The organism is Chengkuizengella sediminis (assembly GCF_010078385.1).
GTDB classification, from domain to species: domain Bacteria; phylum Bacillota; class Bacilli; order Paenibacillales; family KCTC-33759; genus Chengkuizengella; species Chengkuizengella sediminis.
In genome coordinates, this window is sequence record NZ_SIJC01000002.1 from 59,719 (window position 1) to 77,590 (window position 17,872).

The window sequence follows — 17,872 nt, forward strand, 5'->3', positions numbered from 1 at the left end:
AATATTCATGGGGAAAATATTTTTGTTTAATAACCATAAGTTAAAGAGAAAATGTTTTGTGATTTTCACCTCATTGCTGCTCATACTATCTACCATCAATGTATCTTTTGTTCAAGCAGACTTTGATACTGGAAACGTGCGTGTCAATCAGATCGGTTATTTACAAGATGCAGATAAAGTCGCCACGATTATCAATAACTCTACATCATCCCTCAATTGGGAGTTAAGGGAAATAGGAAGCGGGAATGTTGTTGCTAACGGAACAACTTCAGTGTATGGAAATGATCTAGCTTCTGGTGATTTTGTACATCATGCAGATTTTTCATCGGTAACTACTTCAGGTAATTACACCCTTTGGGTTAATGGAGAAGGTGAAAGTGTTCCTTTTACAATTGGTACAGATTTATATCCAAATCTTGCGAAAGAAGCGATGGAGTATTTCTATTTTCATAGAATGGGTACAGATATTGAGGTGCAATATTTGACAGATCCTACTTTTGCTCATAGTGCCCTTCATCCAGGGGATAGCAGTATTAGCTGTTATAACGACTGGTGCAACGGAGATGTTTTAGATGTAAAAAATTCATGGGCAGATGCCGGGGATTTTGGCATTTATTCAGTGAATCAAGCGATTTCAGCTTGGACATTATTAAATTTATTAGAAAGATATCCATCCGTTTTCCCAGATGGATCTTTAAATATTCCTGAAAACGGGAATGGTATCCCAGATATATTAGATGAAGTGAATTTTGGTTCAACATTTATGAAAGGGATGTTGCCTGCTTCAGGTGGATTAGCCTCACATAAGGTTCACAATACCAACTGGAGTGCTTTTCCACTAACAAATATTGCTGGAGAAAATGGAGAGGAAAGATTCGCACAGCCCCCTTCTACAAATGCTACGTATGCTGTTGCTCGTAATCTTGCACATTTAGCTAGATTGCTGAATGCTTATGACCCAGCTTATGCTGCAGAATTATGGAATACAGCGGAATTAGCATGGACTAGAGCGGAAGCCAATCCAAATGTAGATTATTCAGATAGTACAGGTGATGCAACTGGCGGTGGGGATTATGGAGATACGAAAAATAGTGATGATCAATACACAGCTGCTGTCGAACTTTATTTAACTGCCTATGCTTTGAATGATAGTGATGAACAAACCTACCAATCATCTGTTGTGAATTCACAGCATTATAAAGAAATAAGTCATTTTGATTGGGCAGAAGTGACGGGTGCAGGAACATTATCGTTATTGACAGCTGCAAATGATCTTCCAGCACAAGACATCACAGATATGGAGAATAATCTTTTAACTCATGTAGATTTAAACATTATGAATGTATTAACTACAGAAGGATATCCAGTTCCTCTGTCTGGAAGTAATACCTATCCATGGGGTTCTAACTCATTTATCGTGAATTCAATGATATTTATGGCATTTGCTTATGACATTAGTGGAGATATAACGTATTTAAAAGGCATCCATAAAACTATGGATTACTTGATGGGCAACAATGCAATGAAAATTTCCTACATTACCGGTTATGGTGAATTTAATGAATCAGACACACATGATCGTTGGGCGTGGGGCAAATATCAAGGAGGAACACCGTATCCAAAAGGATGGTTGTCAGGAGGACCCAATAACGATAATTCAAATGATCCAGCTACACCACAAGGGCAACCAGCAGCCAAATCCTATGCAGATAAAGATACAGCACCTAGTGCTTGGGCATCTAAAGAGAATACAATTAACTGGAATGCTCCATTAGTTTGGATATCTCAGTATATAAATGATACACAAGCGGATTTAAGCGCACCTGATGTTCCAACTGTACCGAGTGCCCCATCTTCATTAAGTGTTTCTGCTGGAAATGGGGAAGTATCATTAAGCTGGAACAGCGTGTCTGATGCAGATAGTTATACAGTAAAACGAGCAGCTACTTCAGGAGGTCCATATAATACGATTGAAAACAATGTTATAGGAACGTCGTATACCGATGTCGGATTAACCAATGGCACAATGTATTATTATGTTGTTAGTGCTGTGAATGAAGTTGGAGAATCAAATGATTCAAATCAAGTTGCAGTAATGCCAGAAGAGCCTGGGGATATGTCTCAGAATGAAGCACGATTTTTAACGATGTATGAACAAATTAAAGATCCTAATAACGGATACTTTTCACCTGAAGGAATTCCGTATCATTCCATTGAAACGTTATTAAGTGAAGCACCAGATTATGGACACATGACAACCTCAGAAGCTTATAGTTATTGGTTATGGTTAGAAACGTTATATGGTTACTTTACTGATAATTGGACACCATTAGAGGACGCTTGGGATAACTTGGAAACCTTTATTTTGCCAATTAATGAAGGAGATGGTGTAGAGGAACAGCCAACGATGAGTTATTATAATCCATCTAGTCCTGCCACTTATGCACCTGAACATCCTTATCCAGACATGTATCCTAGTTTATTAGGCAATTCTGTACAAGCGGGATCTGATCCACTAGATGCGGAATTAACAGCAACTTATGGAGATAATGAAACTTATTTAATGCACTGGATTTTGGATGTAGATGACTGGTATGGTTACGGCAATACCTTGAATCCTTCTCATACTTCAACATATGTAAATACGTTCCAAAGAGGAGAACAAGAATCAGTATGGGAGGCAGTAACACATCCTTCACAAGATGATTTTACTTTTGGAAAACCAGGTGAAGGTTTTGTTTCCTTATTCGTAGATGACGGCGCGACTCCTGCTCCACAATGGAGATATACGGCTGCAACAGATGCGGATGCTCGAGCAGTACAGGTCATGTATTGGGCAAAGGAATTAGGGTACAACAATCCAAATTATTTAGATAAAGCGAAAAAAATGGGAGATTATTTACGTTATGGCATGTATGATAAATATTTCCAAGAAATTGGTAGTGCATCTGATGGCACTCCTACACCTGGTACTGGTAAAAATGCAAGTCATTATCTCATGTCATGGTACACTGCATGGGGTGGAGGACTCGGCGAGATGGGTGCGGGCAATTGGTCATGGAGAATAGGTTCAAGCCATACACATCAAGCGTATCAAAATACGGTAGCAGCTTATGCATTATCTCAAGGGGGATTAATTCCTGAATCTGCTACAGCTCAAGAAGATTGGGAATTATCTTTAGAACGTCAATTAGAATTATATACTTGGCTATTATCTGCTGAAGGTGGTGTAGGCGGAGGAGCCACCAATAGTGTTGGTGGAGATTATTCAAGTTATCCTTCAGGTGTAAGTACATTTTACGATTTAGCTTACGACGAAGATCCTGTATATCATGACCCTCCATCAAATACATGGTTTGGATTCCAAACATGGCCACTAGAGAGAGTAGCTGAATATTATTACATTTTAGCTGAGAATGGAGATACAAGTTCTACGAATTTCCAAATGGCAAAAGAAGTGATTGATAAATGGATCGATTGGTCCATTGATTATACGTTCGTAAATGAGAAGCCAGTAACAGATGGTGATGATTATTTCTTAGATACGAATGGGGAACAGATCTTAGGAGGTATGAATCCAGATATAGATACAACACCTGATCCAGGTCAATTTTATATTCTTGGAGGTCAAGAGTGGAGTGGTCAGCCTGATACATGGAATGGATATGAAAATTTTACTGGAAATCCTGATTACCATGCGATTGCTAAGGGTGCCAGTCAAGATGTAGGGGTATTAGGAAATTACATCAAAGCGTTAACCTTCTACGCAGCAGGTACAAAAGCTGAAAATGGGGATTATTCAGTACTGGGAAATCAAGCTAAGGATATGGCAGAGCAATTATTGAACGTAGCATGGAGTTTTAACGACGGTGTAGGGATTGTAACTGAGGAACAAAGAGGAGATTATTATCGTTATTTTGAAAAAGAAATTTATTTCCCTGATGGATGGACTGGAACATTTGGTCAAGGCAATACCATCCCAGGAGCAGGTGGAATTCCTTCTGATCCAAGTAAGGGTGGAGACGGAGTATATATTAGCCATCATGAATTACGTCCAGAAATTAAAAATGATCCAAACTGGTCTTATTTAGAAAACTTATATAATTCTTCTTGGAATGCAGGAACTGAAACATGGGAGAATGGAACACCAACTTTTACTTATCACAGGTTCTGGTCACAAGTGGATATGGCAACGGCTTATGCTGAATTTGATCGTTTAATTGGAGATACTACTCCGACTGAACCGAATGCACCAACAGGAGTTACTGCTCTTCCTGATGATGGAGAAGTGAACTTAAGCTGGAATAATGTATTTAATGCAGACAATTATAACGTAAAACGTGCAACCATTTCTGGTGGACCATATACAACGATAGCAAACAATGTAACAACTACAAGTTATATAGATACTACAGTAACAAACGGCACGACGTATTATTATGTTATCAGTGCAGTAAATGATATAGGAGAGTCTGTGAATTCCAGTCAAGTTACTGTAATTCCTAATCCGCCGCCTGCACCAGGAAACTTTACTTTAACTGCAGAAGCAGGGAATGGAAATGTGGGTTTAAGCTGGACTATATCTTCTGATGCGATTAGTTATGATGTGAAACGCAGTGAAACTCAAAGCGGTCCATTCACATCTATAGTATCAGGTTTATCAGCGAATATATATAATGATACGAATGTTGTAAACGGCACAACGTACTATTATGTTATTACTGCAAATAACAGCTCTGGTATTACGGATTCCAATACTGTTTCAGCAACCCCACAACTACCACCTCCAGGAAGTTTTACATTAAGTACACAATCCAGTGATGAAACGGTAAATTTATCTTGGTCTGTTTCATCATTCGCAGATAGTTATTCAGTTGGACGATCTACATCAAGTAGTGGAGGTTATATAACAGTAGCAACTGGATTAACATCGACAGTCTATAGTGATACTGGATTAACGAATGGCACAACGTATTATTATGTTGTTACAGCCGAGAATGGATCAGGAACAACAGATTCGAATACAGCCAGTGCAATACCTCAACTTCCAAGTGACATTAACCTCCAATACAAAGCAGCGGATACCAATGCTGCAGATAATCAATTCAAACCTCACTTTAATATTGTGAACACAGGCAATAGTTCCGTACCATTAAGCGAATTGACAATTCGTTATTATTACACTGCGGATGGCAGCCAATCCTTTGAATTCCATTGTGATTATGCAGTAGTCGGATGTGGAAATGTAAGTGGAACTCATGTTCAAATGAGTAATCCAGTAGAAGACGCTGATCATTATTTAGAAATTAGTTTCACAGCAGGAGCAGGAAGTTTAGCTGCTGGGGGACAAAGTGATGAAATTCAAGCACGAAGTAATAAAGTAGATTGGAGCAATTTGAACGAATTAAATGATTATTCCTTTAATGGGAATTTGACAGACTTTACAGAATGGAATCAAGTGACATTGTATCAAAATGGAGTGCTCATTTCAGGAATAGAACCTGATGGATCAGGTGGTGGAGATCCAACACCTCCAGCAGCACCAACGGGTTTGATGGTTAATGAAGGAGATGGTCAAGTTGATTTAAGCTGGAGTTCAGTCAGCGGAGCAGACAGCTATAACGTGAAACGCTCAACCAGTGCAGGTGGAACCTATACAATGGTAGCTACAGGATTAACCTCTACTAATTATACAGATACAGGATTAACAAACGGAACCACCTATTATTATGTGGTGAGTGCTGAAAATGAGGCTGGAGAAAGCGGGAATTCTACAGAGGTGAATGCAACACCTGAAAGCAGTGTTACGCTTCCAGCAGTACCAACGGGTTTGACGGCTAGTGCAGGAGATGGCCAAGTTGATTTAAGCTGGAGTTCAGTCAGCGGAGCAGACAGTTATAACGTGAAACGCTCAACCAGTGCAGGGGGAGTATATACAACGGTAACGACAGGGCTAACCTCCACAAATTACATGGATTCAGGATTAACAAACGGAACCACTTACTATTATGTGGTGAGTGCTGAAAATACGGTAGGTGAAAGTGAAAACTCAACAGAAGTAAGTGCAACGCCATCAGGAGGAGGTACAGCTAGTGATCTAGTTGTGCAATACAAAGCAGCGGATACTAATGCAACAGACAATCAGTTTAAACCACATTTTAATATTGTGAATAATGGAAATACAGATATAGCATTAAATGAGTTAACAATCCGTTATTACTACACGATTGATAGTAGCCAAACAGAGCAGTTCCATTGTGATTATGCTGTTGTAGGCTGTGGGAATGTAAGCGGCACACATGTTGCTATGAGTCAGTCTACGGCAGATGCTGATCACTATATAGAGGTGAGCTTTACTACGGGGGCAGGTATGATAGCTGCTGGAGGGCAAAGCGGTGAAATTCAAACGAGAAGCAATAAAACAAACTGGAGCAATTATAATGAAAACAATGATTACTCGTTTAATGCCAGCATGACTGCATTTACGGATTGGGATCGAGTGGCACTTTATCAAAATGGTCAATTAGTGTGGGGTATTGAACCTTAAATAATATTAATTCTAGGCACTCAGCATGGTCTGAGTGCCTCTTAAAATAAAATTGATGAGGAAGTGAAATGATGAATTATAAAAAATTGTACAGCAAAAACATCATACTTATGCTTGCGATTCTATTAATATTAAGTTTATTTATTGGCATCATTCCAAAATCTACTTCAATAGTTTATGGTGAAACGCATGTTGATAATCCATTTGAAGGGGCAACTTCGTATGTGAATCCTGATTATGCTGAATTAATAGACTCTTCTATTGCACTTGTAAATGATAGTGATCTAGCCTCAAAAATGGAAACAATAAAATCTTACCCTACAGCAGTTTGGCTTGATCGCATAGCGGCCATCCATGGTGGAGATATAAATAACGGACGTAAAAGCTTAGCTGATCACTTGGACATTGTACTTGCACAAAAGCAAGGTGACACTCCAATTACGGCTACAATTGTTATTTATGACCTTCCAGGTCGAGACTGCGCTGCATTAGCATCCAATGGTGAACTACCACTTTCAGAAGAAGGTCTACAAAGATATAAAACAGAGTACATTGATCCTATAGTATCCGTATTTTCTGACCCTAAGTATCAGGATATTCGAATTGTAACGGTCATTGAACCTGACGGACTACCTAATCTAGTAACGAATCTAAGTGATCCTGAGTGCGCAGAAGCGAACTCAAGCGGTATTCAAGTAGAAGCTACTCAATATGCACTTAATCAACTTCACCCTATTGATAATGTTTACATTTATATGGACATCGCTCATTCCGGTTGGTTAGGATGGGACAATAATTTACAAGGAGTAGTTAGTTTGTATACTGATGTAGTCCAAGATACATCGGCTGGTTTACAAAGTATCGATGGATTTATTACAAATACCTCAAATTACACTCCCCTTGAAGAGCCATATTTAACCGATCCAAATTTAAATATCGGTGGTCAGCCTTTGAGATCCTCTAATTTTTACGAGTGGAACCCTAATTTTGATGAAGTTGATTTTACAGAGGCATTATACAATGCTTTTGTAGCTAGTGGATTTCCACAAGATATTGGTTTTATCATCGATACTTCACGTAACGGTTGGGGGGGAGTTGATCGTCCAACTGAAGCTAGTGGTGATACAGTGAATAGTTATGTTGATTCAGGACGTATTGATCTTAGAGATCATCGCGGTTTGTGGTGTAATGTCGATGGAGCAGGAATGGGATTACCTCCACAAGTGGCTTCTGGTGAATTTGAAAATACTCATTTGGATGCTTTTGTATGGGTAAAACCTCCTGGAGAATCTGACGGTGCTAGTGAATTTATTGATAATGACGAAGGGAAAAATCCCGATCCAAACTGCGATCCAGAATATACAGATGGTGCTAATGCTGGAGTACCTACAGGGGCTATGCCTGATGCACCTTTAGCAGGACACTGGTTTCATGAACAGTTTGTCATGTTAGTAGAAAATGCTTACCCAGCTATTCAGCCTACTGATAATACCGCACCAAATGCACCTAATGGATTAACTGCTATCGGAGATGACGGTGTTGTAGGTTTGAGCTGGAGCAGTGTAATAGGAGCAGATAGTTATAATGTCAAACGTTCAGAAACTTCAGGAGGTCCATATACAACGATAGCAAGCAACATTACAAGTATAAATTACTCAGATACAGGGCTAACCAACGGCACAACGTATTATTATGTAGTCAGTGCTGTAAATGATATTGGAGAATCAGCAAATTCTAGTGAAGTTTCAGCTATTCCTAACCCACCGCCTGCACCAGGTAACTTTACCTTAACTGCAGAAGCAGGAAATGAAGTTGTAGATTTAAGCTGGTCTGCATCTTCTAATGCAATTAGTTATGATGTGAAACGTAGTGAAACTCAAAGCGGTCCATTCACTTCAATCGCATCAGCTTTAACAGCGAATACCTATAATGATACGAATGTTGTAAACGGTACAACGTACTATTATGTAATTACTGCAAATAACAGCTCTGGCAGTACCGATTCCAATACTGTTTCAGCAGCTCCACAACTTCCACTTCCAGATAGTTTCACTTTAAATACACAAGCCAGTAATGAAATGGTAAACCTATCTTGGTCTGATTCTTCGTACGCAGATAGTTATTCAGTTGGACGTTCTACATCTAGTAGTGGTGGATACACAACCATCGCCACTGGTTTAACAACAACAGCTTATAACGATACTGGCTTAACGAATGGAACAACGTATTATTATATTGTTACTGCTGAGAATGGATCAGGAACAACAGATTCGAACACAGTCAGTGCAACCCCTCAACTTCCAAGTGATATTCAACTCCAATACAAAGCAGCGGATACAAATGCTGCAGATAATCAATTTAAACCTCACTTTAATATGGTGAACACAGGAAATAGTGCTATACCATTAAGCGAACTGACGATTCGTTATTATTACACTGCGGATGGCAGCCAATCCTTTGAATTCCATTGTGATTATGCTGTGTTAGGATGTGGGAATATAAGCGGAACTCATGTACAAATGAGTAATCCAGTAGAAGACGCAGATCATTATTTAGAAATTAGTTTCGCAGCAGGAGCAGGAAGTTTATCTGCTGGGGGACAGAGTGGTGAAATTCAAGCACGGAGTAATAAAGTAGATTGGAGCAATTTGAACGAAATAAATGATTATTCCTTTAATGGGAACCTTACGGACTTTACAGAATGGAATCAAGTGACATTGTATCAAAATGGAGTGCTCATTTCAGGAATAGAACCTGATGGATCAGGTGGTGGAGATCCAACACCTCCAGCAGCCCCGGTAGGAGTCACAGCTAGTGCAGGGGATGGAGAAGTGGGGCTAAGCTGGAATGGAGTAAGTGGAGCTGATAGTTATAATGTGAAACGTTCAATCAGTGCAGGAGGAACTTATGCAACGATTGCTGCAGGAGTAACATCCACAAACTACACAGATACAAATGTAACCAATGAAACGACTTATTATTATGTGATTAGTGCTGAAAATGCGGTAGGTGAAAGTGGCAATTCAATAGAAGTAAGTGCCACACCACAAAGCGGTGTCACCATTCCTGGAAACCCAACAGGATTAACAGCTAGTGCAGGAGATGGAGAAGTCAACTTAAGCTGGAATGTGGAAAGTGAAGCTGATGGTTATAATGTGAAACGTTCAACCAGTGCAGGAGGAACTTATGCAACGATTGCTGCAGGAGTAACATCTACAAGTTACACAGATACAAGTGTGACCAACGATACAACCTATTATTATGTGGTCAGTGCGGAAAATCAGGCAGGTGAAAGCGGAAATTCAGCTGAAGTCAGTGCTACACCGCAGTCAGATGGAGGAGGAACGCCTAGTGAGCTTGTTTTACAATACAAAGCGAGTGACACCAACACTTCAGATAATCAATTTAAACCACATTTTAATATTGTGAATAATGGGTCTTCGGATATATCTTTAAGTGATTTAACGATTCGATATTATTACACTCTAGAGGGGGACCAGTCAGAACAATTTAATTGTGATTATGCTACAGTTGGCTGTGCTAATGTGAATGGAACAAACATTCAAATGACTCAAGGCACAGCTGAAGCAGATCATTATGTAGAAGTAACTTTTACTGCAGGAGCAGGGAGCATTTCAGCTGGTGGACAAAGTGGAGAGATTCAAACTCGGAATAATAAACTAGACTGGAGCAATTATGATGAGACAAATGACTATTCATTTGATGGTTCGATCGCATCGTTCATGGATTGGGATCGAGTGACACTTTATCATAATGGCCAATTAGTGTGGGGTATTGAACCTTAAAAAAGATTAGTACGTGGCGTCCAATTCGTTTGGGCGCCTTTTAGTTTTTGATTTCCATCTTATGAAAAATCATGAAATTAGATAAAAACTTAGGTGTGTCATATGTTTTACCTCCAAATCGAAATTGCGTTCATGATATTATGCGTTAAATTGTCGATTTGGATTGTACGAATATTTATGAATTAATTGATCAACTTAAACCGGAAACCACAGCAAAAATGCTCTAGTTAAATTATGATAAAATAAAAGTAAATGAGCTGATTTAAATTGGAGATGAAAAAAATTAGATAAGGGGGTTTAAATAATGGAGTGACACTTAAATAATATATCAGTTTATTATGAAGTTTACGGAACAGGAAAACCTATCATTATGCTTCATGGATATTCATTAGATTCACAAGTAATGAAAGGATGTATGGAACCTGTTTTTAAGGATCGTCAGAATGATTACCAAAGAATTTATTTAGATTTTCCGGGAATGGGTCAAACAAAAGCTAAAGACTGGATCAAAAATTCAGATCAAATGTTAGAGATCGTACTTGAGTTCATTGATAAGGTTATACCTGATCAAAACTTTCTAATAATTGGGGAGTCCTACGGAGGTTACATATCTAGAGGAGTATTGAAAAAGAAAACATCTAGTATAGATGGGATGCTGCTCATCTGTCCAATGATTTTCTCTGACAATTCAAAAAGAGATTTACCAGAACATAAAGTAATATACAAAAATGAGAAATTCATAGAGGTATTTACCAAAGACGAAAATATTGAAGAGTTTCAAACGTTAGCTGTAGTGCAGGATACATACCATTTTGAAAGATTCAAGAAAGAGATTTTATCGGGAGCTCACATCGCAAATGTAGAGTTTATTCAAAGACTAAAAGATGAAGGATATGGATTTTCATTTGAAGTGGATCAGTTGACTGAACCTTACGAAAATCCTGTCTTATTTTTATTAGGAAAGCAAGACTCTTTCACGGGATACCGAGACGCAATTGGATTGATGGAAAATTACCCAAGAGGTAGTTTTGTTGTATTAGATCGTGCTGGTCACAATTTGCAAATCGAACAAAGTAAATTATTCAACTCATTGGTGGAAGAATGGTTGTATAGAGTAAAAGAAGGTTAGATTTCAAATTGTAATAGTTTCAAAGTATAATAATATGATTGGTAGATTAGAATGATTAAAGTAAATTGTAACGATAATAAAATTTTAGGGAGTGAAATTATGAAACCAACAAAGTTACCTAAGGAACAAAGGGATCAAATGATATCAAACATACAGCACTATTTTGAAATGGAACGTTCAGAGGAGATAGGGAATCTAGCTGCAGAAAATTTTCTTGAATTTATTATGAAAGAACTTGGACCCTACATATATAATCAAGCCATTAATGATGCAAGAACGTTAATAAATGAAAAGATGGTGCACTTAGAAGACGATTTGTATTCTTTAGAAAAGCAACTCAGATAAAAGTCTATAATAAAAGTAAAACGCAAAGAATTCTATGTAAAAATAGATGATTAAACTAGGAGGATAGGGTATGAATTCATATCTCTTAGATAAAATAGAACCGGTTGATCTCACGGGCGTTCTTGAAAAAGATGTCGTTCGCATTTTGCAAATTCATGATAAACCTATTATTGCTGAACACTCTATTAGAGTGGCAGCTGAAGCTAAAAAACTAGCACTCCAATTCAACGTGAATCCCGAGGCAGCAGAGATAGCAGGTTTATTACATGACATTAGTGGTATATTTCCAAATCATGAACGAATAGAAGTTGCGAAACAATTAAGTATCGATATTTTACCAGAGGAAGAAAAGTTTCCACTCATTATTCACCAAAAGATTTCAAGGGTTATGGCAAAAGAGATATTTAAAATCAATGATCCTTTTATTTTGGATGCAATTGGATGTCATACTACATTGTGTGCTAATTCAACTAGTTTAGATAAAGTGTTATTTGTTGCTGATAAAATTGAATGGGATCAAACAGGAAAACCACCATATATCCACCAACTTTTAACTCAAATGGAAAAATCACTAGAGCATGCTGCATTTTCATATATTAAATTTTTATGGGATCAACGAGACTCTTTAAAGGTTGTACATCCATGGTTAGCAGATGCTTATTTTGAGTTAAAAGAAGTCATTTAAGAATCATCATGACCGTTTGATTTCTTTTTTTTATGATGAAAAGTAGATCTTCTGTTTTTTGAAGTAACTCTGATTTCAATAATAATGGCAAGAATAAAAAATAAAAATGCTAATATCCACAAATAAAACAAATATTCCATAATTACTCCTTTTATTGAAAAAAATTCTATAAACACAGTTTAACTTGAAATTAATTCAAAATCAATAGTTTATTTGAATTATTTTCAACTTTATTTTGTAGTTTATTCAATTCCTTTATACTTAAGGTCAGAGGTGATCTATCTATGACTTTTGGCGCTAGATTAAAAAAAGCACGCAAAAATAAACAATTGATTCAAAGTCAAGTTGCAAAACTATTAGGGATAGATTTTACGACAATCTCAAAGTATGAGAACGATAAATCTGAACCAGATAATGAAATATTACAAAAAATAGCAGACCTTTATGAGGTTTCAATTGACTGGCTTCTTACAGGGGAAACCAAAGTGAAAGGAAGCTTGGATAATAAAATTTATTTTAACGGTGAGTATGTAAAGTTAACAGATGATGAGGCACAGCATTTAAAAGATACTCTAGAGATGTATCGTTTGTGGAAACAAAATAAAGCAGGGAAATAACACTTTTCTTCAATTGAATCTTTTTATGTTAATGACCGTAATATTAACATTATACCGAAATGAGTCTGAATGATTGAACATCTAAAAATAGGTAACTATTCATTAGGTGTTTTTTTCATCTAACTAATCCATGTGATTGAAAACCTTAATAGTGTAAAAATTGGGGAACATGGAATAATCATATACGAAAAATGGAGGTGAAAAATGGATCATTTAGAAATATTCAAAGAAGTTGTAACTACAGAGGAAGAAATAAGAGAAATGTTAGGGTACCCTAGTGAACGAGCAATAAAGAAAGTGATTTCTAAGCTTGATTCACATTGTCGTCATTATTTAAGTTTATCTCCATTTGCTTTATTATCATCCTCAAATGCAAATGGAATTTGTGATGTTTCTCCACGTGGTGATGCCCCTGGGTTTGTTCATATTATAGATGATAAGCATATAATTATACCTGAGCGACAAGGGAATAAAAGAATAGATTCCATTACCAATATTTTATCAAATCCACATGTTGGACTTATATTTTTAATACCTGGATTAAAGGAAACATTAAGAATCAATGGGAAGGCGTGTGTGATTAAAGATCAAGAAATTTTGCAACAAATGGCAGTAAATGAACGAGTTCCTTTATTAGGGATTGGCATTCAAATTGAAGAGTGTTTTGTACAGTGTGCTAAAGCTCTGATTAGGTCTCAGTTATGGGATCAGGATACATGGGCTGATAAAGAGAGTTTACCTTCGATCCCACATATGATGGCTGCTCATGTGAATGACAGTAATTTGACTTCTAAAAAAATGGAAGAATCACTTCAAGAGAGTTATACTAAACGACTCTATTAATTTGAGAACATAAAGGTATGTGGTTGTAGTTGAAGTGATAAAACAACTTAGGAGGTTTTTTTGTGAACGAAGTAAAAAACTTATCGATTGAAACGGATAGACTTTTATTAAGGATAATCGATGAATCCTATGCGGATAAAGTTGTAAGTTATTTAATTAAAAACAAAAAGTTTTTGTATCCTTGGAGTCCGTTAGTTGATGAAGTCTTTTATGAAAAACATTTTCAATTTCAAAAATTAAAAGAGGATTTCAAGAAAATGAATGATGGGTCTATGTTTAAAGTATGGATCTTTAAAAAAGAAGATGCATCAGAGGAAATCATTGGCTCTATATCTTTAAATAACATTGTTCGGGGTGTTTTTCAATCGTGTCATATTGGTTATCAATTGAGTCAGCAAGAAATAAACCAGGGTTATATAACGGAAGCCATCAAAAAAGTGATTGAGTATGCTTTCAACGAATTACAATTACATCGGATTGAAGCAAACATTATGCCTCGAAATAAGGCATCATTAAGAGCAGTTGAGAAATTGGGATTTGAATCAGAAGGATTAGCTAAGAAATATTTAAAAATCAATGGAAAATGGGAAGATCATATTCATATGGTGATACTTAATGAAGAAATGGAGTGATGAAGTGGATAATAAAAAAAGATTTTCTAACAGAGTTGAGAATTACGTAAAATATCGTCCTAGCTATCCAAAAAAAGCAATAGATTTTTTATATGATGAACTAAGTTTTGCACCAAATTCAATGATTGCAGATGTAGGTTCTGGAACAGGTATATTTACTAAATTATTATTGGATAGAGAATCACAGGTGTATTCGGTTGAACCTAATCAGGAGATGAGGGAAGCAGCTGAAAGTTCACTAGAGAATTATAAAAATTTTACTTCAATTAGTGGATCAGCAGAAAACACAACTTTACCCGAAAAATCAGTTGATTTTATCGTATCTGCACAAGCTTTTCATTGGTTTGATTTGCAAATAACAAAACAAGAATTTAAAAGAATTTTAAAAGCGAATGGGAAGGTAGTTTTAATATGGAACAATCGTTTAACAGAAGAAAGTGAATTTTCAGTAGCTTATGAAAACTTATTAAAACAATATGCAAATGATTACAATGAAGTGAATCATCAAAATATAGGACATCGTGAATTTAATTCCTTTTTCAGTAAGGAAGGGTATAAAACATTTACATGTCCAAATTACCAGTTATTTAATTTTGAGCAATTAAAGGGTAGACTCTTGTCCTCTTCGTATTCACCAACGTCAGGCGATCAAAATTATGAGATGATTATGGAGAAATTACAAGAGATCTTTAATTTGTATAATGAGAATGGGAAAGTAACTTTTCAATATAATACGGAAATTTATTATGGTGATGTGTAAGTACTAAATTAATAGGAATGTACAGTAATAATCTTGAATTAAAATTTAGCATTAAATACACAAAAAAACCGGGTGAAGGATATTACGTAGTATACCCTTCACCCGGTTTTGTATTCTGTTATACCTTAAGTTATTATTCAGTTTTGCTTGTGTCTACAATGCGTCCTTCAACTTGTGGATTGATGCTGTCTTGATTCATAAAGTATTCTTCAACTACTGAGTAAATCGTTAATCCTGTATCAAAAGCATCATTGTCTTTAAACATTTCATATCCATCTCCACCAACGGCAACAAAATCATTTGTAGCAAGCTTGTACGTTTTTGTTACATCAATATCTTCTCCTGCTACTTTTACATTTATTACACGTTCACCTGCAGGTTTGCTTGAATCATAAGTGAATGACATACCACTGATTTGCGGGAATTGTCCACTTTGTTCTTCAACTTTACTTACACCGTGTTCTAAAGCAGCAACAAGTTCTTCACCTGTAACATCTAATACAGCTAACGTATTAGGGAATGGAAGAAGTGTATTTAAATCTAATTTAGTGATATCTCCTGCAGATAACTGAGTACGAATTCCCCCAGCGTTCATCATTGCAACATCCGCTTCATAACCAGCAATGGATTGTGTTTTTTCAACTAAAACATCTGTGATTAAGTTACCGATGTTTGTTTCACCAGCTCTTACTAAAGCACGATCTCCATCTAAATCTACTTCTGAATTTGTAATAACAACATTCATAATTTCTTTGATTTCCTCAGATATTTCTGTAACCATTTGTGCAATTTCTGGATCTGCTTCAACTGTTTCATCATATTCTTTTAACCCGCCGCTAAAAGCAACAAGTTCATCATTGTAATAATATAAATCAGCTCTACCTAAAGATTTTCCATACTCCCAATCTTGCACGATATATGTGCCATTCACAACTTCAGGAGTTTTAAGAGGTGTGTGAGAATGCCCACCAATGATTAGGTCTATACCGTCTACTGCTTCAGCAATTTGTTTGTCTACTTCTAGACCCACATGAGATACTGCAATAACATGATCCACTTCTTCTTTTAATTGTGGTACCATTTCTTTTGCAACTTCAACAGGTGATTTAAATGTTAATCCTTCAACATTATCTGGATGAGTGACAATTGGTGTATCTTCAGTAACAAAACCTATAAATGCAAATGACTTTCCACCGATTTCAGCATAGTGGACAGGATCAAGTAATTCAGACCCATCCTCCGTAAATACATTTGAAGAAATAACAGGATATTCTAATTGTCCCGCTAAGTTTAATAGTTGTTCAAAACCAAAATCAAATTCATGATTTCCTGCTGCCATTGTTTCATAATCTAATTGATTCAAAATTGGAAGGATAGATTCACCTTCTGTTTGGTTAACAAAGATTGTACCTTGGAATGTATCTCCGGCATCAATTAAAAAGAAGTTTTCACTTTCTTCTTTCCACTCATTAATAATAGTAGCCATTTTTGCATAACCAAATTCTTTGTTATAATCGTCTTCTTCAATATGTCCATGAACGTCATTCGTGTGACCAATAGTTATTTGTGTTGTTGCTGCTTCACCTAAAGCATCAAAAAATACTTCACGAGTCACAGTATTGCCTTCTTCTAATTCTAGCTCTAATCCAGCAGAATTTCCGATAGCGATAAGATCAGAACTGTTAAGTTTTTTGTTAGGATTTTTCACATCTGTAACAATACCTTCATCTAATGCCCATTTTAAAGCGGGTGATGCCCAATGTTTGATTTTTGGGTCTGCTTCTAAATCATTAACACCTTGAATTCTTGAGAATAAAGTCACTGCTTCTGCAAGTGATACTTTTTTGTTTAATCCTACATTTCCATCTTCATAACCTTGAATGATTTGTTTGTCCTTCATCCAGTCCATATGAGGAATAGGTTGTAGTGGTTCTGCATTAACATTTCCCATCATTAATGATAAGGATACAGCACCTGTTACAGCTAAAGTTCCTACTTTTTTAAACATTTCCATTCTCCTTCTTAGTAGATGTATTTGTATTGCTATGGAAAATTGTATTCACGAATTAACCCCTTATAAATACTATAAAAAAAAATGATTTTTCATCTTCCCATGAATATTATAACGCTAAATGGGGACAATAATAAACACCTAAAATATTGGAAAAAATGGAATATGGGAAGAAACTTAAAATCGCTTTCATTATGGCAATAGAAGTTCTTTTGGAAACTAGATTTGCATATGTTTCATCTATGATAATATCTTATCTTCTACATCGGAAAGTAACCATTTGATGAATGCAGATAGATATGAGTAGATAGTATAAATTATTTTTGTAAGTAAGTTGACAAAAGTAAGTTTGTGATGTATTCTATTTTCAAGAGCGAAACCAGGTACCAATTGATTTTAAAAGTATCTTGAATTGTTTTTTTAATAAAGTTAAAGGAGGTTTGATTAATAAGACATTTTTATGTATAATTATCTTGAATTCGAGATAATTGAAAGGT

At 36.3% G+C, this 17,872-nt stretch carries 9 protein-coding genes and 3 pseudogenes; 11 read left to right on the plus strand and 1 reads right to left on the minus strand.

The features are described from left to right. Positions 1–7: 7 nt before the first annotated feature. The 11 genes and pseudogenes from EPK97_RS21700 to EPK97_RS04900 form a co-directional block, all read left to right on the plus strand. Positions 8–1,771 (plus strand): annotated as a pseudogene (locus tag EPK97_RS21700) (glycoside hydrolase family 9 protein); the annotation flags it as partial. A 21-nt stretch (positions 1,772–1,792) separates the two neighbouring features. Continuing rightward, a pseudogene (locus EPK97_RS21705) lies at positions 1,793–5,503 on the plus strand (glycoside hydrolase family 48 protein); the annotation flags it as partial. Positions 5,504–5,551: 48 nt separating this feature from the next. Further along, positions 5,552–6,547, plus strand: a pseudogene (locus EPK97_RS22520) (fibronectin type III domain-containing protein); the annotation flags it as partial. Between the two features lie 71 nt (positions 6,548–6,618). After that, a complete protein-coding gene (locus tag EPK97_RS22525) occupies positions 6,619–10,353 on the plus strand; it encodes a glycoside hydrolase family 6 protein (RefSeq protein WP_162035498.1) in 3,735 nt (1,244 codons plus the stop codon). A 370-nt stretch (positions 10,354–10,723) separates the two neighbouring features. Further along, positions 10,724–11,482 carry an alpha/beta fold hydrolase gene (locus EPK97_RS04870; protein ID WP_205690228.1) on the plus strand — a complete coding sequence of 253 codons (759 nt, stop codon included), beginning with the start codon at positions 10,724–10,726 and terminating at the stop codon, positions 11,480–11,482. Positions 11,483–11,581: 99 nt separating this feature from the next. Further along, positions 11,582–11,827 (plus strand): DUF2164 domain-containing protein, encoded by a 246-nt coding sequence (locus tag EPK97_RS04875; protein WP_162035499.1) that lies wholly within the window; start codon positions 11,582–11,584, stop codon positions 11,825–11,827. A gap of 70 nt (positions 11,828–11,897) precedes the next feature. Next, complete coding sequence (gene yqeK / locus EPK97_RS04880; protein WP_162035500.1) at positions 11,898–12,512, plus strand: bis(5'-nucleosyl)-tetraphosphatase (symmetrical) YqeK; 615 nt, start codon at positions 11,898–11,900, stop codon at positions 12,510–12,512. 284 nt (positions 12,513–12,796) lie between these two features. After that, entirely contained in the window at positions 12,797–13,129 is a 333-nt protein-coding gene (locus EPK97_RS04885; RefSeq protein WP_162035501.1) for a helix-turn-helix domain-containing protein, read from the plus strand. Positions 13,130–13,333: 204 nt separating this feature from the next. Next, on the plus strand, positions 13,334–13,972 hold the full coding sequence (locus EPK97_RS04890; RefSeq protein WP_162035502.1) for an MSMEG_1061 family FMN-dependent PPOX-type flavoprotein: 639 nt from the start codon (positions 13,334–13,336) through the stop codon (positions 13,970–13,972). Positions 13,973–14,034: 62 nt separating this feature from the next. Further along, entirely contained in the window at positions 14,035–14,604 is a 570-nt protein-coding gene (locus EPK97_RS04895) for a GNAT family N-acetyltransferase (protein WP_162035503.1), read from the plus strand. Continuing rightward, the gene (locus tag EPK97_RS04900; protein WP_170295460.1) at positions 14,588–15,364 is read left to right on the plus strand and encodes a class I SAM-dependent methyltransferase; all 777 of its coding nucleotides are present in this window, start codon (positions 14,588–14,590) and stop codon (positions 15,362–15,364) included. The genes EPK97_RS04895 and EPK97_RS04900 overlap by 17 nt, the downstream gene beginning before the upstream one ends. 133 nt (positions 15,365–15,497) lie before the next feature. Here EPK97_RS04900 and EPK97_RS04905 read toward each other — a convergent pair whose 3' ends face one another. Continuing rightward, complete coding sequence (locus EPK97_RS04905) at positions 15,498–17,378, minus strand: bifunctional metallophosphatase/5'-nucleotidase (protein ID WP_420826774.1); 1,881 nt, start codon at positions 17,376–17,378, stop codon at positions 15,498–15,500. Between the last annotated feature and the right edge of the window lie 494 nt (positions 17,379–17,872).

Bases quoted from the DNA above. Each gene is read 5' to 3' on its own strand.
- EPK97_RS22525 (WP_162035498.1), top strand. From the start codon at position 6,619: ATGAATTATAAAAAATTGTACAGCAAAAACATCATACTTATGCTTGCG.
- EPK97_RS04870 (WP_205690228.1), top strand. From the start codon at position 10,724: ATGCTTCATGGATATTCATTAGATTCACAAGTAATGAAAGGATGTATG.
- EPK97_RS04875 (WP_162035499.1), top strand. From the start codon at position 11,582: ATGAAACCAACAAAGTTACCTAAGGAACAAAGGGATCAAATGATATCA.
- yqeK (WP_162035500.1), top strand. From the start codon at position 11,898: ATGAATTCATATCTCTTAGATAAAATAGAACCGGTTGATCTCACGGGC.
- EPK97_RS04885 (WP_162035501.1), top strand. From the start codon at position 12,797: ATGACTTTTGGCGCTAGATTAAAAAAAGCACGCAAAAATAAACAATTG.
- EPK97_RS04890 (WP_162035502.1), top strand. From the start codon at position 13,334: ATGGATCATTTAGAAATATTCAAAGAAGTTGTAACTACAGAGGAAGAA.
- EPK97_RS04900 (WP_170295460.1), top strand. From the start codon at position 14,588: ATGAAGAAATGGAGTGATGAAGTGGATAATAAAAAAAGATTTTCTAAC.
- EPK97_RS04905 (WP_420826774.1), bottom strand. From the start codon at position 17,378: ATGGAAATGTTTAAAAAAGTAGGAACTTTAGCTGTAACAGGTGCTGTA.